19 protein-coding genes are annotated in these 24,241 nt (G+C 57.2%); 9 read left to right on the top strand and 10 right to left on the bottom strand.

All coding sequences use genetic code 11. From position 1 onward, the window contains the following. Positions 1 to 21: 21 nt before the first annotated feature. Both ACFQX9_RS05155 and ACFQX9_RS05150 read right to left on the bottom strand, forming a co-directional pair. On the bottom strand, positions 22 to 474 hold the full coding sequence (locus ACFQX9_RS05155; RefSeq protein ID WP_377786955.1) for a hypothetical protein: 453 nt from the start codon (positions 472 to 474) through the stop codon (positions 22 to 24). A 69-nt stretch (positions 475 to 543) separates the two neighbouring features. Next, positions 544 to 1,092, bottom strand: coding sequence for a hypothetical protein (locus ACFQX9_RS05150; protein ID WP_377786952.1), 549 nt, complete (start codon positions 1,090 to 1,092; stop codon positions 544 to 546). 215 nt (positions 1,093 to 1,307) lie between these two features. On the opposite strand from ACFQX9_RS05150, the gene ACFQX9_RS05145 reads away from it, so the two are divergent. Next, positions 1,308 to 2,417, top strand: coding sequence for an HlyD family secretion protein (locus tag ACFQX9_RS05145; RefSeq protein WP_377786950.1), 1,110 nt, complete (start codon positions 1,308 to 1,310; stop codon positions 2,415 to 2,417). A gap of 1,091 nt (positions 2,418 to 3,508) precedes the next feature. Here the strand turns inward: ACFQX9_RS05145 and ACFQX9_RS05140 are convergent. Then, positions 3,509 to 3,682 (bottom strand): hypothetical protein, encoded by a 174-nt coding sequence (locus ACFQX9_RS05140; RefSeq protein ID WP_377786947.1) that lies wholly within the window; start codon positions 3,680 to 3,682, stop codon positions 3,509 to 3,511. 340 nt (positions 3,683 to 4,022) lie between these two features. On the opposite strand from ACFQX9_RS05140, the gene ACFQX9_RS05135 reads away from it, so the two are divergent. Next, positions 4,023 to 4,937 carry a formylglycine-generating enzyme family protein gene (locus tag ACFQX9_RS05135; RefSeq protein ID WP_377787006.1) on the top strand — a complete coding sequence of 305 codons (915 nt, stop codon included), beginning with the start codon at positions 4,023 to 4,025 and terminating at the stop codon, positions 4,935 to 4,937. A 106-nt stretch (positions 4,938 to 5,043) separates the two neighbouring features. Then, on the top strand, positions 5,044 to 6,681 hold the full coding sequence (locus ACFQX9_RS05130) for an arylsulfatase (protein ID WP_377787003.1): 1,638 nt from the start codon (positions 5,044 to 5,046) through the stop codon (positions 6,679 to 6,681). Positions 6,682 to 6,892: 211 nt separating this feature from the next. On the opposite strand, the gene ACFQX9_RS05125 is transcribed toward ACFQX9_RS05130, so the two are convergent. The 6 genes from ACFQX9_RS05125 to ACFQX9_RS05100 form a co-directional block, all read right to left on the bottom strand. Further along, positions 6,893 to 8,680 (bottom strand): adenylate/guanylate cyclase domain-containing protein, encoded by a 1,788-nt coding sequence (locus ACFQX9_RS05125; protein ID WP_377786944.1) that lies wholly within the window; start codon positions 8,678 to 8,680, stop codon positions 6,893 to 6,895. A 1,192-nt stretch (positions 8,681 to 9,872) separates the two neighbouring features. Next, the gene (locus ACFQX9_RS05120) at positions 9,873 to 10,205 is read right to left on the bottom strand and encodes a cysteine rich repeat-containing protein (protein ID WP_377786941.1); all 333 of its coding nucleotides are present in this window, start codon (positions 10,203 to 10,205) and stop codon (positions 9,873 to 9,875) included. A gap of 94 nt (positions 10,206 to 10,299) precedes the next feature. After that, complete coding sequence (locus ACFQX9_RS05115) at positions 10,300 to 10,785, bottom strand: DUF992 domain-containing protein (protein ID WP_377786938.1); 486 nt, start codon at positions 10,783 to 10,785, stop codon at positions 10,300 to 10,302. 56 nt (positions 10,786 to 10,841) lie between these two features. After that, on the bottom strand, positions 10,842 to 11,453 hold the full coding sequence (locus ACFQX9_RS05110) for an outer membrane protein (RefSeq protein ID WP_377786935.1): 612 nt from the start codon (positions 11,451 to 11,453) through the stop codon (positions 10,842 to 10,844). Between the two features lie 261 nt (positions 11,454 to 11,714). Then, positions 11,715 to 12,404: a hypothetical protein gene (locus ACFQX9_RS05105; protein WP_377786932.1), complete on the bottom strand. Its 690-nt coding sequence runs from the start codon at positions 12,402 to 12,404 to the stop codon at positions 11,715 to 11,717. Positions 12,405 to 12,700: 296 nt separating this feature from the next. Further along, positions 12,701 to 13,711: an HAD family hydrolase gene (locus ACFQX9_RS05100; protein ID WP_377786929.1), complete on the bottom strand. Its 1,011-nt coding sequence runs from the start codon at positions 13,709 to 13,711 to the stop codon at positions 12,701 to 12,703. Between the two features lie 357 nt (positions 13,712 to 14,068). Here ACFQX9_RS05100 and ACFQX9_RS05095 point away from each other — a divergent pair, with 357 nt between their 5' ends. Further along, a complete protein-coding gene (locus ACFQX9_RS05095; protein WP_377786925.1) occupies positions 14,069 to 14,296 on the top strand; it encodes a hypothetical protein in 228 nt (75 codons plus the stop codon). A 666-nt stretch (positions 14,297 to 14,962) separates the two neighbouring features. Here ACFQX9_RS05095 and ACFQX9_RS05090 read toward each other — a convergent pair. Beyond that, positions 14,963 to 16,018 carry a transporter gene (locus ACFQX9_RS05090; RefSeq protein ID WP_377786922.1) on the bottom strand — a complete coding sequence of 352 codons (1,056 nt, stop codon included), beginning with the start codon at positions 16,016 to 16,018 and terminating at the stop codon, positions 14,963 to 14,965. A gap of 274 nt (positions 16,019 to 16,292) precedes the next feature. Here ACFQX9_RS05090 and ACFQX9_RS05085 point away from each other — a divergent pair, with 274 nt between their 5' ends. The 5 genes from ACFQX9_RS05085 to ACFQX9_RS05065 all read left to right on the top strand — a co-directional run bounded on the left by ACFQX9_RS05085 (position 16,293) and on the right by ACFQX9_RS05065 (position 23,182). After that, a complete protein-coding gene (locus ACFQX9_RS05085; protein WP_377786918.1) occupies positions 16,293 to 17,246 on the top strand; it encodes a helix-turn-helix domain-containing protein in 954 nt (317 codons plus the stop codon). A 170-nt stretch (positions 17,247 to 17,416) separates the two neighbouring features. Continuing rightward, positions 17,417 to 19,138 carry an arylsulfatase gene (locus tag ACFQX9_RS05080; protein ID WP_377786914.1) on the top strand — a complete coding sequence of 574 codons (1,722 nt, stop codon included), beginning with the start codon at positions 17,417 to 17,419 and terminating at the stop codon, positions 19,136 to 19,138. 252 nt (positions 19,139 to 19,390) lie between these two features. Then, positions 19,391 to 19,924, top strand: a complete 534-nt coding sequence (locus ACFQX9_RS05075) for an HdeD family acid-resistance protein (RefSeq protein ID WP_377786911.1) — start codon at positions 19,391 to 19,393, stop codon at positions 19,922 to 19,924. A 107-nt stretch (positions 19,925 to 20,031) separates the two neighbouring features. Beyond that, the gene (locus ACFQX9_RS05070) at positions 20,032 to 21,009 is read left to right on the top strand and encodes a formylglycine-generating enzyme family protein (RefSeq protein WP_377786908.1); all 978 of its coding nucleotides are present in this window, start codon (positions 20,032 to 20,034) and stop codon (positions 21,007 to 21,009) included. Positions 21,010 to 21,466: 457 nt separating this feature from the next. After that, positions 21,467 to 23,182 carry an arylsulfatase gene (locus ACFQX9_RS05065; RefSeq protein ID WP_377786904.1) on the top strand — a complete coding sequence of 572 codons (1,716 nt, stop codon included), beginning with the start codon at positions 21,467 to 21,469 and terminating at the stop codon, positions 23,180 to 23,182. Positions 23,183 to 24,241 lie beyond the last annotated feature (1,059 nt).

Below are 24,241 nucleotides of genomic sequence, written 5' to 3'. Positions count from 1 at the left end.
ACGGGGAAAATGAATTTGGAATTAGGAGGCCGCGCAACTGAGCCGCGCGAGAGGTGCGGAATTGTAGATAAGAAACATGTCGCCCGTATAGTGGAAGTATTCTCCAACGAATTCCTTTGTCACAAACTTGAGCTGGATCTTGTTGTTGCTGGTGACACGAGTAGCGAGTTTGTCGTTCCCAACGATCAGCGACAACTTGTCCTTGCCGCCCAGAGTGACGTTCAAGTCGATTGATTTTGGTTGAATTGCTGGATCGGGCATCTGTTGAACGAGTTGACCCTTGCACAAGAATTGCTGTTCTGCAGCATAGCTTGGCCCGACCATTGTCATCAGCATGGCTACGCTAACCGCCAATTGAGTTGCTTGCATCTTGGCATCCTTGAAATTCGAAAGAAGAATTGAGCCCTTATCGCGGTCTTGCCGGATGCGTCCGATCTCAACCAGCAGAGAACCGCTTTTGGTACTGATGGTCAAACAAACCGCAGTGATAGCCGACTTGTCAGGTCCTCTGTGGACCAATACGTGGGAAGCGCTATGTGAAGATCAGGGTTTGAGAACCCACTGATCCATTTGGAGGCACGTCAGCAAACTGACGTAGCTCGGCGTACCACCCACGGCCTCCTGGCCAGCGCAGCTTTCTCTCTGCGCCACTGACATTTTCGTCCAGAGCGCACCAAGCTGGCGTCGCGCCTTTTGCTCATCATTGACGCAACTCTTGAGAGACTGACCGACCGAGAGCCCGGCTGTAGCTGCAAGGTCGAGCTTGCAGCTCCGGGCCATGTCGAACTTCGGCACGTTATCGGCTACTGGGACAAGCAGTTGCGCACCCAGGATCATCATCGAAATCGAGATCGGCATCATGGCACCCCAGGTTAGAGTTCGCTCCGCTCCGCAGTTTGTATCCAGTTGTGGCTTTGGTCTATGCAAAACCGGCAGGTTCAGGTCCAAATGCGCAGTGTGTGATGCAAAACAAAATTGCAAGTCCGCCACCGCCCTTCCAAGTTGTTCAGCTAAAGACGTCTCCTTGCACAATCCCCAATCGAAGTTGGACGTGTAGGCGATCTGTTGTGCCGTTTCTGCATAGTGGACCATCACAAGCGGGTGTAACTCGTCGGCATGGGCGCCCTGAGTGCGCCCTGAGTGCAACTGCGATCAAAAGGCTGCTACCGTTCAACGTCAAAAAGCGAGCGCCATGCAGGCCCGAATTTGGCAACATCAGCAGAAGCAATCGTTGAACGCCAGGACATGACCATCGTGCAGTCTGCGTACTGAGCCATATTCTCGTCAACGAACACGGGCCATCTACCATGCTCATCATTCTTTGCCTCTACTTCCTGGCTCTTTGGCTAGTGTTCTCGAAGTTTAGAATTGTAAAGTGGGGATGGTTGTCTGGAATGGTTTCGCTGCTCATTGGCGGCTTCATCATCGCGACGTTCTTGGCGCTTTTTAATTATCTTACCCCTTCGGGGCGGGTGACGGTGACTGGTCGCGTGGTGGAAGTGACGCCGAATGTAACGGGCGAGATTGTTGCGATCCCGGTCAAACCGAACGTCCCGGTGAAGAAGGGTGACCTACTGTTTCTGATTGAGCCTGCGCCATTCCAGTACAAGGTATCGCAGTTGCAGGCCTCGCTCGCGGGCGCGAAGCAACAGACCGAGATACTAAAATCGTCATACAATCAAGCAACCGCGACTGTGGCGGGGTTGACGGCTCAGGCCGCATACAACGAGAAGCGCCTTGCTGACATCGGAACGCTGGCAGCAGACATGGCAAACACCCAGTTTCAACTACAGGACAAGCAGGTCCAGTACGAGACTGTGTCGGCGCAGCTGGTCGCAGCTAAAGCTGCCCAGCAATCAGCTAAACTTGCGCTCGACTCAGAGATCGGCGGCGTCAATACCACTGTTGCCCAACTCCAAGCGCAGCTCGATAGCGCCATTTGGGAATTGTCGCAGACCTCCATTCGCGCACCGGCCGACGGCTATGTGACAGTCGTAGCTTTGACTGTCGGCGACCGAGCGCTACAAGCCCGTTCGGCGATGTCATTCATTGTCGAGAGGGAAATCACGCTGGTCGGTCTCTTCCTGCAAAACGGCTTTGACACTGTCAAAGAAGGTGCTGAGGTTCAAATCGTTTTGGACAACCTGCCGGGCCGCATCTATCACGCGAAGATAATCGAAATTCCCAAAGGCATAGGCCAAGGCCAGATCGCCGTATCGGGAACGCTTGCTCGCACCAGCGCGCTGGGCGGAGCCACAGCATTTCCGGCGATCATGTCTATACCCGAGAACATAAAGCGCGAGTCGCTGCGCCTGGGAATGTCCGGCAGCGCCACAGCCTTCTCAGAAAAAGCCGGGGTGATAGGACTTCTTGCATCTATTCTCGTGTGGGTCAGTTCCTACACCGCATACCTCTAGCGGATGCTGGGACTCCCGCCAGTTCTTGCGCTGCGCATTCTAGAGGTCGACTCCCAAATTTGCCGGAATTGGATAGCTACAGCCTAAGCTGACACACTCCTGATGCCGCAAGTTCGAGAACGCCCTGAAGTCCCAGCGTGAAAGCAAGTAAGGCACTATGGCGAGGGTTGCTCACCTCAGCCGCTCTGGTCACTGTGGCGGCCAGTCTAGCGTTCGCGCAGAAGAAGCCGAACATTGTCATGCTGATGACGGACAACAGCGGCTGGAACGATTTCGGCGCATACGACGCCAGGCTTAAGTGAACCATGTCGCTTTGCCGTTACACGTTCCTGTTTCGCAACGGATGACGGAAAGTAGAAGTACTCAGGGGGCACTTCGCAACCGGCCAAATTCTCCGGCTTCCTTCCTAGGACGAGAGCGACTACCGGGCATAAAACAGGCAGCCCGTCGGGACCGCCTGCTTCCGTGTTCAAAGCGGACGACCTATTGGCAGAGGTGCCGGAGCCCATCAGCACCCTTGAAATAGGTGCCGGGCCGGCAAACGATTCCATTGCGAGCGGCATAGGTGTTCCAATTGCCGTGCCAGCCCATCTCGCCGGACATGGCGTAGGAGTTGCCCCATCCACCGACCGTAGCGCCCGCCGCCGCAGCGACAGGTTGGCTATAGGCGCGCCGCGCCGATTGCCGATGTCGATAGCCGGCGGTAGGGGTAGCCCCCGTCCCAAGTCCCGTGCAGCTTGCGAATTCAGCTTCGCATGTGTCTGGATTGGAGAGGGCCGATTGTGCTGATGCAGCAGAGCCGGACAGGGCTGATGCCACAATCAAAGTCGCGCCCAGAACCCTTAGATTCATCATGGCTTGCTCCTAGTGACTGCACGTGGCCCGAACTTGCCATCATAGCATATCAAAGGCTGCGAGCCCGACTATGCTAGTTCGGCGAATCTGCGCAGCGAAGATGGGGACTGCTTTGGGTCAAATGCGAAGAACCCAACCTCTGCGTCCGCCATGGCCTCACCAAGCGACCTCAATGAGATGCTCCGTGACTCCGCTGATAGGCCAACAACGGACGTCAACCGCGCACCTCGTCCTGATCAGTACACGCGTCGAAGTACTGATTTTTTGAGGTCGCCCAAGAGCCGGTAGCCGTCCGCCATTCGCAAGAGCGCCTCCTTCACGGGCGATTCCGGCGGCAGCGGCGCAGCATCTTCGCGCATCGCCCTCTCAAGTTCATCGCACTGAGCCGCGGTCAATGGCTCTTCGCTCATGGGCGTCCCCTCCGACTGGATTTGATCTGGTACAGTTCGGGCCGGGGCGCTCCGGATGCTCGTTGGTGCGCTCGGTGAGAATTTGTCACACGCGCGTCATACGGCCTATGCGATGTCGGCACGTCTTGAAGTTCTTTTTTTTGCCGTTTCTGCATAGCGCTGCCCCCGCCGCCCCGTCAGGATCAATTTCATCGCGCGCGCTGCGCGAGTACGCGCGGGCTTACGTCGTCTTAACGGCGCTGCAGATGAAAGGCGTTTTAATCAAATGACGACGCCCTTTCCTGCAACTCCGTTCAAGGTCGATGCTTCCGTCGATAGTGTCCCACCGGCGCGCGACGGGATGATCAGGATTTCCGGCGGCACATTTCGGATGGGTTCGGATAGACACTATGCGGAAGAAGCCCCTGCGCACCGCGTGGCGGTGGACGGTTTCTGGATAGACCGTCATCCCGTAACGAATCGTCAGTTTGGCGAGTTCGTCAGAGCGACAGGCCATACCACTTTTGCGGAAGTAACCCCGGATCCAGCGAACTATCCGGACGCTCTTCCGGAATTGATCTTCGCGGGTTCACTCGTTTTCGTTCCGCCCGAACACCTGTCGAATCCTCAGGACTGGAGTCAGTGGTGGACGCTCATGCCGGGAGCCGATTGGCGGCATCCTTATGGCCCCGCAAGCAATATCGACGGTCTCGACGATCATCCGGTCGTTCACATCAATTTCGATGACGCCTTGGCTTATGCGAACTGGGCCGGCAAGGCTCTACCGACCGAGGCCGAATGGGAGTTTGCCGCCCGCGGAGGACTGGATTCCGCCGAATATGCATGGGGCGATGACTTCGTGCCTGGAGGACGCCACATGGCCAATACCTGGCAAGGAAACTTTCCTGCCGAAAATTCCCTCAGCGATGGTTTTGCTCGAACTTCGCCCGTGAATGCATTTCCGGCGAATGGTTTTGGTGTCCACGACATGATCGGGAACACCTGGGAGTGGACGACCGACTGGTACACACCCAAACACAAAGCGGATGCCAAGAAGGCCTGCTGCATTCCGCAAAATCCGCGCGGTGACCGGGAGGACGAAAGTTTCGATCCTCACCATGCGGTGAGCAAAATTCCGCGCAAAGTAATCAAGGGCGGCTCGCATCTTTGCGCACCCAACTATTGCCGGCGCTACCGGCCCGCAGCGCGGCACGCGGAGCCTGTCGATACGTCAACAAGTCATTTGGGATTTCGTTGCATCCGAAGAACCTTGTGAGCCTGAGAAGCACGGATCTTCAAACGGGAGAGAGAAATTGAAAAGTAGTAAAGAAGACACCACGCGCCGCAGCCTCAGCCGACGCAATGCATTGCTCGCGGGCACCATGCTCGTCGCCACCTTTGCCCTCGACGGACTACGGTTCAGTCAAGCGCAGGCTCAACAACAGCAGAGCAAGCCCAACATCATAATGATCATATCCGACGATACCGGCTTCGGTGACCTCGGGCCGTATGGTGGCGGCGAGGGCCGCGGCATGCCGACGCCCAACATCGACCGTCTGGCCGGCGAGGGCATGCAGTTCCTTTCCTTCTACGCGCAGCCAAGCTGCACGCCGGGACGCGCGGCCATGCAGACCGGCCGTATTCCAAACCGCAGCGGCATGACGACCGTGTCTTTCCAAGGGCAAGGGGGCGGCCTCCCGGCGGCCGAGTGGACCCTGGCATCGGTGCTCAAGACTAGCGGCTACAAAACCTTCTTCACCGGCAAGTGGCATTTGGGCGAGGCTGATTACGCGCTTCCGAATGCGCAGGGCTACGATGAGATGAAGTACTGTGGTCTGTACCATCTCAACGCCTACACCTACGCGGACCCGACCTGGTTTCCGGACATGGCCCCCGAATTGCGTGCGATGTTTGCGCGCGTGACCAAGGGCGCGATGTCAGGCAATGCCGGTCAGCAGGCGCGCGAGGAGTTCAAGATAAACGGGCAGTATGTCGATACGCCCGTGGTCGACGGTAAGGAAGGCGTGGTCGGAATTCCCTTCTTTGACGGCTACGTCGAAAAGGCGGCGATCGAATATCTCGATCGAAACGCTAACTCACGCGAACCGATCTTCATGAGCATCAACTTCATGAAGGTGCATCAACCGAACATGCCGCACCCCGACTACATTCATAAGTCGCTATCAAAAAGCAAATACGCCGATTCCGTGGTCGAACTCGACGCACGTATTGGGCGCATCATGGACAAGATCCGCTCGCTCCCGAATGCGAACAACACGTTGGTGGTCTATACGACCGACAACGGTGCTTGGCAGGATGTCTATCCTGACGCCGGCTACACCCCGTTCCGCGGCACCAAGGGCACCGTGCGTGAGGGTGGAAACCGTGTCCCGGCTCTTGCATGGATGCCGGGCAAGATCAAGCCCAACACGAAGAACCATGAGATCCTGGGCGGCCTGGACCTGATGGCCACTTTCGCGGCGGTGGGCGGAGCCAAGATGCCGACGCAAGATCGCGCCGGAGCGCCGATCATGTTCGACAGCTACGACATGTCGCCGGTCCTGTTCGGTACCGGCAAGTCGCCGCGCAACGAGTGGTTCTACTTCACCGAGAATGAGTTGTCGCCCGGTGCCGCGCGCGTCGGCAACTACAAGGCCGTCTTCAATCTCCGCGGCGACGACGGCGCAACAACCGGTGGTTTGGCGGTCGATACCAACCTCGGCTGGAAGGGTGCGGAGAAGTACGTCGCCACCGTCCCGCAGGTGTTTGACCTTTGGCAGGATCCCCAGGAACGCTACGATATCTTCATGAACAACTATACGGAACGCACCTGGACCCTGGTCACCATCAGCGAAGCCATCAAAAACCTGATGAAAACCTATGTCCAGTATCCTCCGCGCAAGCTGCAAAGTGAAAGCTACGCCGGCCCGCTCACGCTGTCCGAGTATGAGAGGTTCCAGAGCGTTCGCGAGTCGCTGGCCAAGGAAGGCATCAGGTTGCCGATGCCAAATGGCAACTGAGGGCTAGGACAGAAGGGGCGGCGCCTTATCGCGCCGTCCCCACATGGCGCCGGCTCTCCCAAGCAGGAGCCGGCAGTCAGGTAGAGAAAGAACGGTTGTCCTGGGATCGATGTCCGGGTCACAAGCGGCTTCACCGGCTGCGCTTGCCAGGTCAGCTATGCGCCATCTCCGGACTAATGCACCGCAGAGCAAAAATGCTAAACTGAGTTGATCATTCCGGTAGTCCTGCTCTGCGTAGGGCCTCCTCCCATTGGGCGAGCACCTCGGGTTGCTTATAGGGGAGACGATCCTTGATCTTTTGGAGGTTCAAATTGGGATCGAGGGCGCGTGCGTGATCCATTGCGCTTCTTGCAATATCGAGGTTTCCGGTCATTGCGTGGGTGGCAGCAGCCGCGATTGTTGCCATAAAGTTTTTCGGCTGCTCCAGCATAGCTGTCTCCGCGGTAGCTGAAGCGATATCAAAACGGCCTGCTGCAAAATGGGCGCACGCGATCGAGGCCTGCATCCCGGGGCGTTGCGGGTCAACCGGGCTTAGACGAATGGCCCGCTCCAAGTGCTCCACTGCGCGATCTGGCTGACCGGTAAATGATCTAATCCAGCTGCTCAGATGCCAAGCAATCGCCAAGTTCGGATTTAGCGCCTGAGCGCGATCAAACAAACTTATGGCACGTTCGAAATTGCCAGATATATAGCCGATTGCAAGACCGCTACAGGCTAGGGCGACGGCATCGTCCTCGCCGCATTGCACAGCGCGCTCCGCGATTTGGGCCGATTGGGAGGACTCAGATGGTCCCTCGTCAGCCCAACCATTCATCTTGCGCCGAACATAACACCATGCGGCCATTCCGTAGGCAGAGGAAAAATTGTCGTCGAGTTCGATTGCCTTGAGAAACAGGCGAAGGGCCTCGCTGATGTCTTCCCTGCCAGCCTTGTGAAAGCTCCACATGCCTTTCAGGAAATAATCGTAGCCGTCGAGACTTTCAGTCGGCTTGCGCATCGCGCGGTCGATCTCGGCGTGTTCGAGCTTGGGTGCGATTGCGCCCACAACCCGAAAAGTAATGTCATCCTGCAGATCGAAGATATCTTTCAGCGCACCATCAAAACGGTCAGCCCACAAATGCGCACCCGTCGAGGCATCGATAAGCTGACCCGTTACTCGCACACGATCCGCCGATTTTCGTACACTTCCCTCAAGCACGTAGCGTACCCCGAGTTCGCGCCCTACCTGCTTAATGTCGACGGCAGCACCCTTGTAGGTGAAGCTCGAATTGCGTGCGATAACAAAGAGCGAATGGTAACGCGACAGCGCCGTGATAATGTCCTCGACGATACCGTCAGCAAAGTAATCTTGCTCGGAGTCGCTGCTCATATTCTGGAACGGCAACACTGCGATGGAAGGCTTATCTGGAAGCGCAAGTGGCTGGCCTGTGACGGCTGGACGTTCGAGGCCCAATAACACAGACGATCTCTCATCTACACTCAACCGCCATGCGCGCATCGGCTCGACAATGTTTTTTAAGTTTTGCGGCCCCATATCTTCAAAAAGACTATCGAGCTTCCCACGAATTTGACGTTGTGCGTCGTCCGAGATGCAGATGCCGCCGGGCTTTGCAATCCCTTCGAGCCGTGCTGCAATATTAACTCCGTCGCCGAAGATATCATTGTCGTCGAAGATAATGTCCCCGACGTGAACACCGATACGAAATTGGATCCTGGCGTTTGGCGGCACATCCGCGTTTTGAGCGGCCACTCCGCGCTGTACCTCTACCGCGCACCGAGCCGCATCCACCGCACTGACGAACTCGACCAGCATGCCGTCGCCTGTTGTCTTGACGATGCGGCCCCGATGCGCTGCGATGGTGGGATCGATGAGCGTCTTCCGGAACGCCTTGAGTTGCGAGAGTGTGCCTTCTTCGTCTCGACCCATCAAAAGGCTGTAGCCAGCAATATCGGCCGCCAACACAGCCGCTAGTCTCCGTTCCACGCGATTTTCGGTCAAAGGAACCGCCCAAGTTAGGAGAATTCAGGATTCGATTGTAAACTCATGGACGATCCAGCGGTAGTGCCAATGTCGGGTGGCGTCAAAAGCGCCGTTGTCCGCAAGGGGGCACTATCGTTGATGTCCGCTCCTGTCAGAAGCGCCGTACCAGGCTCGGCCAAGAGCGTTGCGTTTGGCCGGACTGCCGCGATTCAAACTTCCGAATTGGACGCTCGAGTCATGCGCTACGAACTCGCCGACTATGAATGGACTGCGATCAAGTCGCATCTTTTGGACCCGATCAGGGGCACCCTGGCGTGACCTGGCGACGGCGTTTGGACCACGCAATTGATTGTGGCGGTAGCAGACGGTGTGCCGGTGTTCGACGTGGCAAGAAGCTGCAAGCTCAACTTGGCTGCGACATCGACTATCCGATACCCAATCCCTTCAGGCGTGTACCGAGGATGCTGGAAAGCGGTGAGGAGGAGAGCGTCGCCGCACTCATCCGGGCTTCGACGAGTTCAGCCGCGCCATTTTCACCGCAACGAGCTCAGATGTGCACATTGCGGGGAACAGCAACCGAGAAAGATGAGCGAAGTTTATCCCATGTTATAGCGCAAGCTTTGCCTCGATGGCTTGATCGCGCGCGCCGCCAGAAGGGTAGCCAGCGTGAACAAATCGAAAGACGTCAGATCCTCGATTGACGATCAACATTTGACCGAGGAGGAGTGCGACGAACTCTCGCAAATCCTGAGTCAAGACGCTGCAAGTATGGAGGATGGACCGCAAAGACGGAAGCTTTTGGAATTGGCGGACTGTTACGGGGCCTTGGCGGGCCTTAAGAAGCTGGTTCTTGGAAACGTGAGTTGATCATGTGGAGTAGGGTCAGCGCTCTTCCTGTCACCGGGAGTGTCTTGTCTGATACATAATAAGCGCTTTCGTTGAGCGCCATTAGTCCAGTTTCCGGCTGTGTCAGCACAAAAATAGTTCCGCGGTGCTCGGGTTGGCCGGCCTAGTGAGGCTCGCCGGTGATGCGGATAGAGCCCTTGGCAAGTTCATAAGACCTTGATCGACGATGTGCTATTGAGAGGACATCGTCTCGACCTTCTGAATGGCTTCCACGCAAGCTGCAGACGCTGTCGATTTATTCGACAGCAGACAAGCAGCAATACGACCTTGGCCCGGCACTATTTTTCCGCACGTTCCGGTTATCTCAGCTTTGCATGCAACCACAGCGTCTTTCAGAACGTCTGCCGTTGTTTGCACGCTTTGTCGCGGCTTCCCCGAGTTCAAACGCGCATTTGGGGCTGATCTTGTCTTCATGGGCTTGCATGCAATAAATCATACGCCCTTCACCAGGCGTCACTGTTTTGCAGTACTTCTTGATATCGCTTGCGCAGGCGCTCTCAAGCTTCGCTACTCTGGCGGTCAGCTTCTCCAAAAGCGCCTTTCCGACATCTGTCTGCGCTGAGGCGTTGCCAATCGACGAAATGGCCAGGCACAGGAGAGCCCCAAGGATGACGATTGATCTGACTGTCATTCTCATCGATATGTCCTCTGATGACTGGCTCCGAACCGCGCGTTCATAGAACTGGCAGTAGGCTCGCGATGAAAGTTGAGGGGTGTTCTTTGCCTGTGATTCATTGCGCCAAGGACAGCGTGAGGCTTGAAACTCCAAGTGACAAATCAATCCCGACCGAGCCCTCGAGGGAGAGCGGCTGCAAGGCGATCGAACGCGCCGTTCCACCGAACAGCAGATTGGCGCCAACCCCAACGCCGACGCCAACGGCGTCACTCGCACCCACATAAGTGCCGGATGGCGCTCCGCGTCGTGGTCCTGCTGTGGGTGCGAAGACGCCCCACGCCATCGCCCCGCCTGCCGTGATCCCGATATCGATACCGATAGTGCCCATTACACCAAGATATGCTTCTGGCGGATAAGGCCCATTGGGTGCGAAGCGGCATACCATTCGCTGGCGGGATCCAAAGATCAAACCGATGGAGGGTGCCATTTTGCACGTGAGGGTACCGACGCTGACTCCGGGAGGCGGCTGCTGGGCAACCGCAGGTGATACGAACACCGTGGCGAGCCCCACGAGCAACAGCGCACCCAAATGTTTTAGCATGACGGAATCCCGCGTTGCTGTAATTAGTCGATGGGTTAGCCGGGTTCGAAAACGATTCAGAACTTATAGCCAAGGCGAGCCGTGACCTGGTTGTTGCTCAAGTCTTGCTTAAGCCCGATGATACCAAGATTGAGAACCGGTATCGGATACACCAAGGATCTGGATTGATACTGTGAGTAGCGATACTCGAGCCCGGTGAACCAGTTGTTTGTGACGGCGTAGTCCAGGCCGGCACCGACCGTCCAGCCCACGCGCGTGCCGTCGCCGCCGAGTGAAATGCCGGTAAAGGGAATCGAGGTCTCGAGAGATGCGAACGCCGCGCCACCTGTCACATAGAGCAGGGCGCGGTCGGCAGCATAGCCGAGCCGGCCGCGTATCGAGCCGCCCCATTTGCTATGCGCCGTAAGGAAATCGGCGGTGATGGCGGTGTAGCGTATAGCGCCGACCGTCCATCCCTGAAAATCGCCTTCCACGCCCAACACAAACTGACCCACTTGGTAGTTATAGCCAGTGAGAATTCCATATGTCAGGCCATCCTTACGCGAGCCGGATGTGAGCAGGAATGGAGCCCCGAGCAATAGTGCGCCGGTCGTGTATTGGGGGTTCGTTTGTATCCATCCGAGCTCTCCACCAACTGTAGAAGCCTGTCCATGAAAACGCAGGCGCATAGGCGACCGGCGCGAGTGGCTCCACTCGGCCCGGGAGGTCGGCAGCAGATGCCGATGCGCTAACGGCGCCGGTCATGGTGGCGAGGAGAGCGATGCGTGCCAAACGCCGCATGAACTGGTCCTTATGAGTTGAAGCCGCCAGGTCTACGGACGGAATTCTGGAGGAGCATTCGGGGAAGCCCAATGGTAAACAGCGTTGATCGTCTGCGACCAGGACGCCAAGCTCCGAAGGCAAGAGGGTCTGTTCTCGGTGGTGCGTCTTCAATAACAAGGCGGGTACGGGTAGTAGCCGCAGGCCGGAGGGGGCGGATACGAACGATAGTAGGCCGCGGCATAAGGGGCCGCCCCATATGCGGCAGCCCCTGCGGCGCCCGCGTACATTGCGCCGCGGAATGCTGAATGGCGAGCAACTCCGGCAAACGATAGCGGCGTCAGCGGTCGCCCGATAATATCGATGAAGATCGCTGCCGCTCCGTCGGCGCCGGCGAGATCACCTTCCAGCGTCTGCACGGTGAAAGTCAGCTTGTCACCCTCGAGCTTCGGGTTCTTCAGCACCACGACGGCATCCTTCACTGAGCCGTCCTTCGCTAAAACCGACACTGTCGCATTGGGCGGGTTCTTGGCGAAGCTGTCCTCTCCAGCGCCCCATTCTGCAATCACTTCGGCGGTGGCCTGGTGACCGGCGGCTCGTATTGGGCGATCGGCGAAGACAATCGAGCTCGGCGTAACGCCAGTCAGAACCAAGTTATCTCCCTGTAGTGACGCACCGCGGGAGTTCATCACGAAGAGGGACGGGACGATTTCGGGCTTGGCAGGCGCGCTAGGGGGGCCGATGGTTTTGATTGAGGACGATGTTGGAGCAGCCTGCCCAAAAGCGCCTGCGATCCCTGTGAACCCGATGGAAACGCCCAAAAATCCTGCGAGCGCGGCAGTCTTGGTCTTGCTCGTCATATCGCCCCCTTATTCGTGAACGTTCTCGGACGTTCTCGCTTCCAGAATTTGGGCAAGGCGTCCCGACGCTCGGGGCGACCATGGAAGAGCATTAAGCGGTTGACTATGTAATTCCGGCGATTGGAAAGGTCCTTCGAATCGCCCGACCGGACGAGCTTGCCCGCCATGCCGGACGCATTACGGGCCGGCGAATTACACCCAACGGCTGAGACCATCGCCCATTTTGACGTTCTGCGCCTGGGATGGCGAATGAAATGCACAGTATCCAGTGCAGATAGAATAGACCAGTAGCGTTTTCAGCGCGCATCGAAGGGAAAGATCACTTTCCAGTCTTTTTTCATATCGATCACCGTCCACCTATTTGCAGCGGCCGCCTCCAAAGCAACGTCGAGATGCCCGAAATGCGACTGCCGATCGTAGGCGTACTCGCGTACTGCATCGGTGTGATGAACGATGGCCCCAAAACGCAAGCCGTCGCTGATGGTAGTCCATTGAAGCATTTCGAGATCTCCGTCTGAGTTTCCGAATGCAGCAATCGGGCGGCGGCCTACGGCTTCGTTTATGCCGACGGGCTTGCCCGCCTTATCGTCGATGAAGTTCAACTCCGGCAAACGAAATAGCGTAGGAATTCCGTCGCGCATCTCGAATCTGGTCTTGATAGATGAGCCTACGACCTGGTCGGGAGGAACCCCGTAAACCTTATCTGTCCACGGACGCATGAACTCGACTCCACCGCCCGAGACGATAAAGGTCTTGAAGCCGTTCGCCCGCAGATAAGAGAGCAACTCAAGCATTGGCTGGTAGACCAGGTCAGTATAGGGCCGCTGGAAGCGCGGATCGCGAGCGGAGGCGAGCCAATCCAATACTATTTTCGAGAACTCGTCAGTGGTCATCCCGGCATGGGTCTGCATGATCAGATCGAGCAGGCTCCGCTGGCTGAACCCCGCCAGTGCTTTCAGGTCCCCCTCAAGAACCGACTGGAAAGGCTCGGTATATCGCCATTCCGGATGCAATGGCGCCAAAGCCTTCACACGTTCGAGGGCGAATACCAATTGAACATACATTGGTTGCTCGACCCAAAGCGTGCCATCGTTGTCGAAGGTCGCCACACGTGCGGCGGGCGGCACATACTGGGAACTTCCGGATGTCGTAACCCGACGCACGAAATCGACGATAGCTTGTTTGGTCGAAGTATCGTTCCAGGACGGCAATGGATCATCTTGGGCAGACGCGCGCGGCAGGCAGCTGACAGTCAGTGCCACGCCCAATATCGCGCCGGCAGCGGCGCGCCAAAGTTTGCGCCTCATAGCTCACCTCCAAACCGATTGATGACAGCGGCCGTCTAGTCAAAGCTTGATGGACTTGGATGCTAACCGTCTATGCAATTTCGGCGAATCTTCGGAATATACGGGTTTACGAGCAATGAAGGAGGAAGCTCGACATTGTCCAACCTTTCCGAAATATGTCTCCCCCTTACCGGCCCGTTCACATGGAACTGTCGCAAAATCGAACGAATTGAATTTTCTCCGGAATTGCATAGCGCGCCTGAGTGTTGAACTTCAGACTGCGGCAAGCCACTGCGATAAACCACCTCTGGGCACGATCGCTTTGGAGGCGAGGACAGCAACCACTCCATGGCCGACTGCAGGATTGTAGGATTGCTCATGATCACCGCCCGCTCGCTGGCTATCATTCTAATCCTTGAACATGCGCTTCCGTCCGTGGCCATCGCCAAAGACGGGCGCGAACGCATCGTGACAATCCGCGATACTCAGTCCGCTCCGCGCCTGAGATCCAGCATGGTCGCTCGACAGGATCTCTTTGATCGACGCAACCCAAATAACTTCCGCGTAGACTGGCCCAGCCCTCCTGCTCAACCCGGCCAATTCTGAGGGAACAGAATTTATTGATGAACTTCCTCATCCGAGAGGGTGAATCAAGTCAGTCCTGTCGCACGCGATCTTGGACCGCGAAGGTCGATGCCATGAAGCCAAGCGAGTTGCAGACAGGCCATTTTATTGTGATCTCGATGCCGACAACCGGACTGCCTTAACACTTGGCCAAAATGCGCAAGATGCTCCTTGTCGCGACAACAATGCTTTTGGCTGAAAACTCGCATGCCCAGGCACAAACGGAACTTACCGCATACGCGGACGCAAACGGATACATCGACGTCCAAACATTGACCTGCGCCGCGCTTGCGGGCACCTGGCAGGGGACGATCGGCTCACCACTTGGTATAGCGGCTGGTACAACGGCCTCGGCAAGAAGCATTACTTCAATATAGCGAAATCAAAAGAGTTCGAGCATGAGGTGATCGTCTACTGCAAAGCAAATCCTCAAATACGCATCATTGAGGCCATTGACGTCATGCTCAAGCAAGAGAGGCTCTCGACCGGATTCAAATGACAATGCTCTTAACCGCAACTTTTTAGATTCACGAGGTGGAGCACGTGGTCTTGCGAGAGCCTTAATCCCCATATTCCGCGTCAGAATTGGTCGGCAGAGAAATTAGGAAGGTAGAAGGGGCGCTGGGAGGCGACGGCGGCTTTGCGGCACTACTTCGTAACGATATGCCGGGTCGCTTTCGCATCTGTTGCCGCAGTTGGGGAAATTGCAAACGTCAGCCAAGTATTCCAACCAGATGGCCGGTTGGCCGCATTGAATTCCCCATACGCCTTGATGTTTAAGTACCCCTGCATATCGCCCACGGGAAAGATGTATCCGAACTGGGGGCCCACGCCGAGAACGCGAGATCTGAAGCCACCAAGCAGTGGATTTCCACCAGTATCATCTGAGACTTGCTGATAGGCATAGCCAACGAAACCCACAAACGCCTGTTTTGTGAGAAATTGCGCTGTGCTCCAGTCAAAATGGAAATCGATCCCGCTTTGAACCTGAGTGTCAGGGTTCTTGAAATTGTAGGTTAACCCCGCAACGCCGGAAATCGTCACGCCGGAAGCCGGGTTCAGGTAAGTGTAGCCCCCGCCGGCATCGATCGCGCCGTGGCCGATGCCAAGGTTAGCGATGCGACTTGGATCGTAAGCGCCGACCGGAATGTCGCCCGTTATATACGTCATGTAATTGTTGACGCCTGAATTCCATTTGAGCGTGATCATGGGATAGAGGTCGCCGACAGACGTAATCGAATCTCCGATACTCCCCATCCGGGTTGCCGCGAATCCTCCCACGTTAGCTGTCAGTGTTCCATCAATGGTCGCGGCTGACCGGCCGAATATGCCGGTTACTCCCATCGCCAACTGACCACCAAGGACTGGCGTGCCGAAAGTATAGGTTGGGTTCAGAAGCAAGAGATCGGCCTGCGCATTCAGGCTCGCGTTGAGGCTGACATTGACGGTTGGTGCGAATCTGCCAACTTGAATCTCTCTTGCCGCGGCGACAGAGCCGGAGGCTGCAACACTCGTGTGGTAATAGACGGTTCCCATTGACCAGCCCGGCGCGCCCTGCGGGACCGCCGGCAGACTGCTGACCTGGCCTGGCAGCCAGAACGAAATGCCGCTTTCATCGGCGCGGGACTGTTGGGTGGTGAGGATCAGCATCGCACAGATCGCACCGGCACCGAGCTGAAAGTCCCTGATCGAATCACGCCGCATCTGCCGCTCCTCGATACATCCTTATCCTATGCTATCTGCGGTTTGGCCCTAAGCTATGCAAAATCGGCCAAAACAACAAACTGTGGCTGGTTGATGCAGCGGCGCAACACTCGGAGCAAAGCGGAGCTGCGTAGCGCAGGTCGCCAGGGCGTCAAAAGTCGCGAAGGAGTACAATCGGCTTCCGAAGCTGCATAGGCGGATCGTGGTCAATCGACCAAGCTGCAGCCCGACGGGGCCTGCGACGCCGCGGCCATCTTCGAACGAGACGATCCGGATGATCCAGAACGGAACAACGATCTTCGTTAGTCCCGACACCTACAGTGCGGCGATTGGAATTGGAAAGGTCGAGTTCTTTGTTACAGCGGATGGAGAGTTCAAGGGGCAACTGACCCACCTGAATATTGGTCGCCTGCACGTGCTGAGGGCAAAGGAGAACCTTCCACGCATCGCTTTCCTCGCCTTGCCGCCAGCTCATGTGCACATCTCGTTCTCTACTAACAGGACGCTGAGTATGTTCTGCTGTGGGGTGGGCTTGGATTTTGGCGATCTGGTTTTCCATTCCCTCGGGCAGAGGACGCACCAGCGAACAATCGGAGAAGCGGACTGGGGAGTGATATCTCTGCCGTCAGTAGAGCTTGCCGCATACAGCAAAGCTTTGACCGGGGAAAGTCTCAGAGCGCCATCTGACAACTGCATCGTGATGCCTGCTGACGAAGCCTCCACAGTGTTGTTGAGCTTGATTTCGAAACTCTGCGACCTCGCTGAAGCGACAGGAAAATTCTTCTTCACAGCCGGTGCCGCTTCGATCGAGCGCGAGTTGCTCGACGCGCTCGTCATATGCTTGTCGACCCGGAATGCCGACAGGCCGTCCAACTCAAGGCGGCGCCACGCGGAGATCATGGTCAGTTTCGAGGAATGCTTGACTCGACAAAGAGAGTCTCATTTGAACCTGTCGGAGCTCTGCACCACAATCGGGGTGCCGGAGCGTACGTTGCGGCTTTGTTGCGCAGAATTTCTGGGTGTTAGTCCAAGCCGCTACTACCTGCTGCGACGGTTGAATAGAGCGCGATCCGCATTGCGTGACGCCGATCCGGCATCTGCCAGTGTTTCAGAAATTGCTAGAATTCATCACTTCACCGAACTCGGGCGCTTCGCGGTAGCTTACCGCGACGTCTTCGGAGAAACGCCGTCATCGACGTTGCGCCGCGTTTCCAACAAGGAGGAGTAATTATAAGTGCTGTGCCGAATTCGCATAGCGCGATGGGAGAAACTTCGGTCAGGCTAACCTTGACGAAGAGCGGAGTTGTGCAAGTTGAGCAGCTCCTCTTCGCTTCTGCAACCGCCCCAGACTTCGACAAGTCGGTCGTTCACGTATCGTGAAAGCTAGGAGCCGGAGCTATGAAGATCACTAGAAACTTGAAACGTATGCTGGTATCAGCAACCGCCTTGGCGACAGTCAGTTTGCCGGCAGTCCCCCTGCCTGCCTTCGCACAGGCGCCAGCCGGAAAGCCCAACATCGTTTTCATCATGGGCGACGACATCGGCATCATGCAGCCCAGCATCTACCATCGCGGCTTGATGGTGGGAGAGACTCCGAACATAGACCGCATCGGAAATGAAGGTGCGCTCTTCTTGACGTACTATGCTGAGCAGAGCTGCACCGCTGGCCGCAACGCATTCTTCACCGGCATGCATCCTCTTCGCACCGGCATGATTCCACCGCAGCTACCCGGCAGCCCGTCCTGGCTGCGGCCCGGCACCCCCGCCGTTGCGAAGTTCTTGCTCGACCTCGGCTACAACACCGGCGAATTCGGCAAGAACCATCTCGGTGACAATGCTGAGGCGCTGCCAACCGCGCACGGCTTCCAGGAATTCTGGGGCTACCTCTATCACCTCGACGCGATGCAAGGGGTGAGTTTCCCGGACATCAACAAGAGCCCGACTGTGCAAGGCATCGCGCCGCCCTGCAAAAGCAGCCCGATCCCTGGGCTCAGCGAACTCCCCGGCGCCCTGGACCCTCGAACGGCCACGTGCTTGACGCCGCCGCGGCCGGTGCTGGCGTGCAAATCGTCGGATGGCTCGCAGGCGAACCAGACCTGCAAGGACGAGGGTCCCTTGACGCTCGACCGATCACGAGGCGTGGACGAAGAAATCTCGGCCAAGGTCATCGATTATCTTGATCGCAACGATCCCAAGAAGACCAGCAAGCCGTTCTTCGTCTGGTACAACCCGGCGCGCATGCACATCACGACCGTGCTACCGCCGAAATACGAGGCGATGATCGGCGAGCCAGGTGGCAAGGACTGGGGCCTCAACGAGGCCGGCATGAAGCAGATGGACGACAACATTGGCTATGTTCTGAAGAAACTCGAGGACATGGGGCAGCTTGACAACACCATCATCGTCTTCACCACGGACAACGGCGCCGAGAACATTACCTTTCCGGACGGCGGCACCACTCCCTTTAAGGGCGGCAAGCTGACCACCTGGGAAGGCGGCATGCGCGCTCCGCTGGTCGTTCGCTGGCCGGGCCACATCAAGCCTGGCACGGTCAAGAACGAAATGGTGTCGGCACTTGATTGGTTGCCCACGCTGGTCAACATCGCGGGCGGCCCCAAGGGTGACGCTTTGAAGAAGCAGATCGAGACGGGAAGCTACCCAGGCATCGTCAAGACGACGCTCGACGGTGTTGATCAGCGCGGCTATCTCGAAGGTACGGAGAAGTCGGCGCGTGACGTCTTCTTCTACTACACTGGCGCGCAGCCATCGGCGGTACGCTACAAGAATTGGAAGATGTACTATACGATGGTCCCCGATACAGGGACCGGTGGGTTATTCGGGGCGCAGAGCTTCCATTGGACGCAGGTCGCGAACATCAAGCGTGACCCATTCGAGCAGACCGTCGGTTCCGACGCAAAATCGCTACTGGGCTACGCCGGTTCGATCGGCTCTCCGAGCACGGCTTATCTCTATGACTGGAATATCCTGCCGCTCGGCCAGCTGCTCTGGGAAAAGGAGCTCTTTTCGTACAAGGACTTCCCTCCGATGCAGGCACCGGAGTCCTACAACCTCGACGGTATCCTCGCAGAGATGAAGAAATCCGGTCATCAGAGCGAGTAACGGCCGCCTGCCAATATCCACGACGGTGGCCGGCCCAAAGCCGGTCACTTTGGATACTGCAAGCTGGCATCGAGCCGCGCTCGACGAAAATGTAGCTCCTCGATGGAGCATCCCGACCGCACGACAGAATCCGCAGGAATACACCATGAACTTGGCAGGCAAGCTCCGGCCGCCGCTACTCAGTATGACTGCACTGACTGCGATCGGTTCAACAAGTGCGATCGGTTCAACAAAACCTCGGGAGGTTAGGTTATGACCAACATCGCCGTCCTGCCCCAGCAGTCCAGTATCTGGTGGGTTTTCCTCCTGCAAGGTTTTGCCGGCATCATCCTGGGCCTTATGCTTGTTACCCAGCCCGGTGCGACCATCCTCGCGCTCACAACGTTTCTGGGGTTTTACTGGCTCATAACCGGCTTGCTTGCATTCGTCCAAGTCTTCGTCGATCGCTCAACGCCATGGATATGGTCATTGCTGAGCGGTGTGGTCGGCGTCATCGCAGGCCTCTTCGTTCTACGGCATCCGCTCTTTGCTGCCTTGACTGTGCCGACGGTGCTTGTCCTCATTCTTGGCGTTCAAGGACTTGTCTTGGGCGCGTTGCAGCTCATTGCCGGCTTCAAGGGGGGCGGCATCGGGCCTCTAATCCTCGGAGCGATCAACGGCCTGGTTGGTCTTCTGCTATTAGGGTCTCCAATCGCAGCCGCATTGGCGGTGCCGGTGATTTTTGGTGCGCTGCTCCTCATTCAGGGGGCGGGATTGGTAATCTTGGCTTTTCGAGTCCGTAGCTAAGGCTTTCTCTTCTCTTCCGGGAATTAGGGATTCTGCCGAATCTGCATAGTGCGGACGGCGCAGGCTTGGCACTCTGCTGCCGAAGTGACCGGCGAGACGGAAGTCACATGAATTTCGCCCCCCAATCTGATCTAAGGCGCCCGGTTGAAGGTTCGCCGCATCCGGACATGGTGCACGTACCAGGCGGTACGTTTCGGATGGGCTCGGACAAGCATTATCCGGAAGAAGCTCCCGCCCACCGCGTCACCGTGGACGGTTTTTGGATGGACCGTACCCCCGTAACCAATCGCCAGTTCCGCGACTTTATCAACGCGACCGGCTACGTAACCTTCGCCGAGATAACTCCCGAGGCGAAGGATTATCCAAACGCATTGCCGCAGATGCTCAAAGCCGGCTCCCTTGTCTTCACTCCGCCCAAAGAGGCCGTGGATCTGCGTTACTGGGGAGAGTGGTGGACATTCGCTTTCGGCGCCAACTGGCGGCGGCCCTACGGACGCCACAGCAATATCCGTGGCCTCGACGATCATCCCGTCGTCCACGTGGCATGGCGCGACGTAGAAGCCTACGCAAAATGGGCCGGGAAGGATCTGCCAACCGAAGCCGAGTGGGAATTCGCCGCGCGAGGCGGATTGGGCGAGGCGGAGTTCGCGTGGGGAGACGAACTGACCCCTGCTGGCAAACACATGGCAAACACCTGGCAAGGTAACTTCCCGCATGAGAACCTTGCGGCCGATGGCTTTGAACGGGCCTCGCCGGTGACCGCGTTTCCGCCGAACGGCTACGGCCTCTATGACATGATCGGTAATGTCTGGGAGTGGACGGCCGACTGGTATTCGCCGAAGCACGACGCCGATGCGCCGAAGGCTTGTTGCATTCCGCAGAATCCCCGCGGCGGCGCCGAAGGCGAAAGCTACGACCCACGTACCCCAAACATCAGCATTTCCCGGAGAGTGCTCAAGGGAGGCTCGCATCTGTGCGCGCCGAACTACTGCCGACGATATCGCCCGGCAGCCCGTCATGCCGAACCAATCGATACTTCGGCGAGCCATGTTGGATTTCGGTGCATCTCCAGGACGAAATCCTGATGAAAAAGGCCATTGCCTAGCTTGCCATCTGCCCATGTCTCAGATGCTTCTCGACGTAAGCGCTATTGCAACGCTCGTGTCGGTTCATCTTAGCGTTCTCGACGAGCAAAACGTTTCTCTGTCCAGGTATTTTCCAGTGAGCTGCCTCCCTTATAGAGGGAGGCTAACGTTTTTAGCGTGTGGCGGCGCTCAGGTTGATCCCTCGGCCGCCAACAGTGCGGTGTCGCATTCGTGCTTGGCTCTTAGCTGACATGCCGCGACTGTCGAGGTTGAGTCCAAAACGCATATGCGTGCGTTCGAAGCGGCTGCCGTTTGTGCATAGTCGATCGCTGGAAATACAGTCAAAGTGCGGCGTCGGCATCAGCGTGTCGGATCACAAGATCTGATGTGCCCTGCGTGATATTCGTTGGCTTGAGTTAAAGCCCGTTAGCCACGGCGAACAGGAAAAAGGACTGTCATGAGCGATAAAAAGGCGTCCGAGAAGTCAGAGCTCTCTAGCGGGCCGAGCAGCACAGGATTGAAACGCCGCGAATTGCTGTTGAGCGGCAGCTCTCTGGTCGCGGCCTCCGCACTCGCAGCCGTCGGGTTGACGAACCCTACCCAGGCGCAGCAGGCAACCACAGCGCCCGCAGCTGCGTCTGCCGGACAAAAGCCCAACATCGTCGTCATCATGGGCGACGACATCGGCATCTGGAATCTTGGAGCTTATCACCGCGGCATGATGGCCGGCCGAACACCAAATTTGGACAAGATCGCCGCCGAAGGCATGCTGTTCACCGACTATTACGCCGAGGCGAGTTGTACGGCCGGCCGCGCCAACTTCATCACTGGCGAGCTGCCGATCCGCACCGGTATGACTACAGTTGGCCAAGCCGGCGCTCCCACTGGCCTGCCGGCTCAGGCGGTAACGATCGCTCAGGCGCTAAAAGGAATGGGCTACGCGACCGGCCAATTCGGCAAGAATCATCTCGGTGATAAGAACGAGTTCTTGCCGACCGTTCACGGCTTCGACGAATTCTTTGGCTACCTCTATCATCTGGACGCGATGGAAGATCCAGCTCATCCCGCCTATCCGCAGGATCTGCTGAACACCGTCGGTCCGCGGAACATGATTCATTCATATGCCACCAGCGTTGACGACGCGACGGTAGATCCACGCTGGGGCAGGGTAGGCAAGCAGAAGATCGAGGACGCCGGAACGCTGTATCCGAAGCGAATGGAAACGGTGGACGACGAGATTCGCGACTTCTCGCTGGCATTCATCGATAAGGCGAAGGCCGAGAACAAGCCGTTCTTCCTGTGGCTCAACCCCACCCGCATGCACATCGTCACCCATCTGTCGCCGAAATATCAGGCGTTGCGCAACTCCAAGAACGGCTGGACGATCCATGAAGCCGGCATGGCGCAACTCGACGATGACGTCGGTATCGTCATGAAGAAGCTCAAGGACATGGGGGTCGACGACAACACCATCGTCATCTTCACGACTGACAACGGCACCGAAGTGTTCACCTGGCCTGACGGCGGACAGACGCCGTTCGCGCAGAGCAAAGGCACCGTGATGGAAGGCGGCTTCCGCGCGCCAGCAATGATCCGCTGGCCCGGCAAAGTGCCGGCGGGCAAGGTGGAAAATGGCATGATCTCCGGCCTCGACTGGTTCCCGACACTTCTTGCTGCCGCGGGCAATCCCAACATTGCTGAAGAATTGAAGAAGGGCAAACAGATCGGCGATACCACGTTCAAGTGCCATCTCGATGGTTACAACCAGATGGATATGATCACCGGCCTGGGGCCGTCGAAAAGGCACGAGATCTGGTACTTCGGCGAAAGCGAGCTCGGCGCGGTGCGCATCGATGACTACAAGTTTCGCTTCATCGACCAGCCTGGCGGTTGGCTGGGTGACAAAAGCAAGCCGGATGTACCCTACATAACCAACCTTCGCCTCGATCCCTTTGAGCGCACGGGCTGGCCGAACAATGGAACCAAGGAAGGCGCGCAGCAATATTTCGATTGGTTCAAATACGAATTCTGGCGCTTCGTATTTGTCCAACAACAGGTTGAAAAGCTGGCGATGACTGCGATCGAGTTTCCGCCGATGCAGAAGGGCGCGAGTTTTAATCTTGAGGCTGTGAAAGCGAAGATCGCCGCAGCCCAAGCAGCGATCGCCAAGTAAATTGAGCTTCGTTAACTAACTTGTACGGGTGCCCCTGATAGCGAGGCACCCGTCGTTTTTTGATTAAGCTAATCACCTGCGGGCGTCCTGTGGCAGCGAACGGGTTGTGTCCACAGCATGCGTATTCGGCCTTTCGAGCGGAGGTCTGGTTGCGACGTTGATCCGGGCATCGCACGACTTGCTCAACGATCCAACGGGCCTAAGCAGGATCGACATTCATCGTGAGCCTACGATCGAGTTCTGAGCGATGACTTGTTTTCGCCGTTTCGTCCTATGGCGCACGATGTAGGCTGGCGATTTCATCACACGCAACCGAGAAGCGACCCTGCTCCGCAGACTCATGGGTGCTAATATCTACACACGCGCCTTCCGACAGGATGTCTGCTCGTCTCAGTCGTCAGCCAGAGAGGGGAAGGGGATGGAACGAGCTCTGAACAAAGCTCCTGGCCAGTAGTCTTAGGCAGGTCCGAGTTTGGTCTGTCCGTTCCTCTGGATACCTAGCCACTCCAAGGGAAAAACCCGGCAGCTGACCCTAGATCGAATAACGGCGAGCAGTCCGCGGGATACGAAAAGCACTGTAAGGCGCTTCGTCCGCGCGATCCCTCAAGAGCGCTAATCCATAAGCTGCGCACTGCATCTGCTCGCGGCATCGAGCCGAAGCTCTCGTTCGCTCAGCTACGACGCGTGGACGACGCCTTGGGATGAGTGATTCTGCCACGTGATCCCTCGCGGCGAAGAACCAAGGCTGTGGGCGACCGGATCCGCAGGAAATGGTTCCAAAGCGATTTTTCGAGAACTAGACAGATTTTTGGTGCAAAATCAATCACCTAAGCACCGGCGTTCGTTCAGCAAAAAGTGATATTTGTGCAACATTCGTCCAAAAACGCGCCATTCCGACCTCATCCGAGGCACTCTGTCATTGATTGATCGGAGGTCTTTGCCTCATATCGTGAGTGCGACGGAGGGGGGCATCCCGAGGTCGTCCCGTCTTAGGTGGTTCGCTTAAGTCCCTCGCGTTCAGCGGGTGTGTCCGAAGGCGCGAAGCGACTAAGCGGTGAA

The sequence above is a fragment of the Bradyrhizobium sp. GCM10028915 genome (assembly GCF_042666195.1).
GTDB lineage: Bacteria > Pseudomonadota > Alphaproteobacteria > Rhizobiales > Xanthobacteraceae > Bradyrhizobium > Bradyrhizobium canariense_D.
The sequence above is the reverse complement of the archived record's forward strand: the minus strand, read 5'-3'. Positions and strand labels throughout refer to the sequence as shown.

Bases quoted from the DNA above. Each gene is read 5' to 3' on its own strand.
- ACFQX9_RS05150 (WP_377786952.1), bottom strand. From the start codon at position 1,092: ATGGTCCACTATGCAGAAACGGCACAACAGATCGCCTACACGTCCAAC.
- ACFQX9_RS05145 (WP_377786950.1), top strand. From the start codon at position 1,308: ATGCTCATCATTCTTTGCCTCTACTTCCTGGCTCTTTGGCTAGTGTTC.
- ACFQX9_RS05140 (WP_377786947.1), bottom strand. From the start codon at position 3,682: ATGAGCGAAGAGCCATTGACCGCGGCTCAGTGCGATGAACTTGAGAGG.
- ACFQX9_RS05135 (WP_377787006.1), top strand. From the start codon at position 4,023: ATGATCAGGATTTCCGGCGGCACATTTCGGATGGGTTCGGATAGACAC.
- ACFQX9_RS05130 (WP_377787003.1), top strand. From the start codon at position 5,044: ATGCTCGTCGCCACCTTTGCCCTCGACGGACTACGGTTCAGTCAAGCG.
- ACFQX9_RS05120 (WP_377786941.1), bottom strand. From the start codon at position 10,205: ATGAGAATGACAGTCAGATCAATCGTCATCCTTGGGGCTCTCCTGTGC.
- ACFQX9_RS05115 (WP_377786938.1), bottom strand. From the start codon at position 10,785: ATGCTAAAACATTTGGGTGCGCTGTTGCTCGTGGGGCTCGCCACGGTG.
- ACFQX9_RS05110 (WP_377786935.1), bottom strand. From the start codon at position 11,453: ATGCGCCTGCGTTTTCATGGACAGGCTTCTACAGTTGGTGGAGAGCTC.
- ACFQX9_RS05105 (WP_377786932.1), bottom strand. From the start codon at position 12,404: ATGACGAGCAAGACCAAGACTGCCGCGCTCGCAGGATTTTTGGGCGTT.
- ACFQX9_RS05100 (WP_377786929.1), bottom strand. From the start codon at position 13,711: ATGAGGCGCAAACTTTGGCGCGCCGCTGCCGGCGCGATATTGGGCGTG.
- ACFQX9_RS05095 (WP_377786925.1), top strand. From the start codon at position 14,069: ATGATCACCGCCCGCTCGCTGGCTATCATTCTAATCCTTGAACATGCG.
- ACFQX9_RS05090 (WP_377786922.1), bottom strand. From the start codon at position 16,018: ATGCGGCGTGATTCGATCAGGGACTTTCAGCTCGGTGCCGGTGCGATC.
- ACFQX9_RS05085 (WP_377786918.1), top strand. From the start codon at position 16,293: ATGATCCAGAACGGAACAACGATCTTCGTTAGTCCCGACACCTACAGT.
- ACFQX9_RS05080 (WP_377786914.1), top strand. From the start codon at position 17,417: ATGAAGATCACTAGAAACTTGAAACGTATGCTGGTATCAGCAACCGCC.
- ACFQX9_RS05075 (WP_377786911.1), top strand. From the start codon at position 19,391: ATGACCAACATCGCCGTCCTGCCCCAGCAGTCCAGTATCTGGTGGGTT.
- ACFQX9_RS05070 (WP_377786908.1), top strand. From the start codon at position 20,032: ATGAATTTCGCCCCCCAATCTGATCTAAGGCGCCCGGTTGAAGGTTCG.
- ACFQX9_RS05065 (WP_377786904.1), top strand. From the start codon at position 21,467: ATGAGCGATAAAAAGGCGTCCGAGAAGTCAGAGCTCTCTAGCGGGCCG.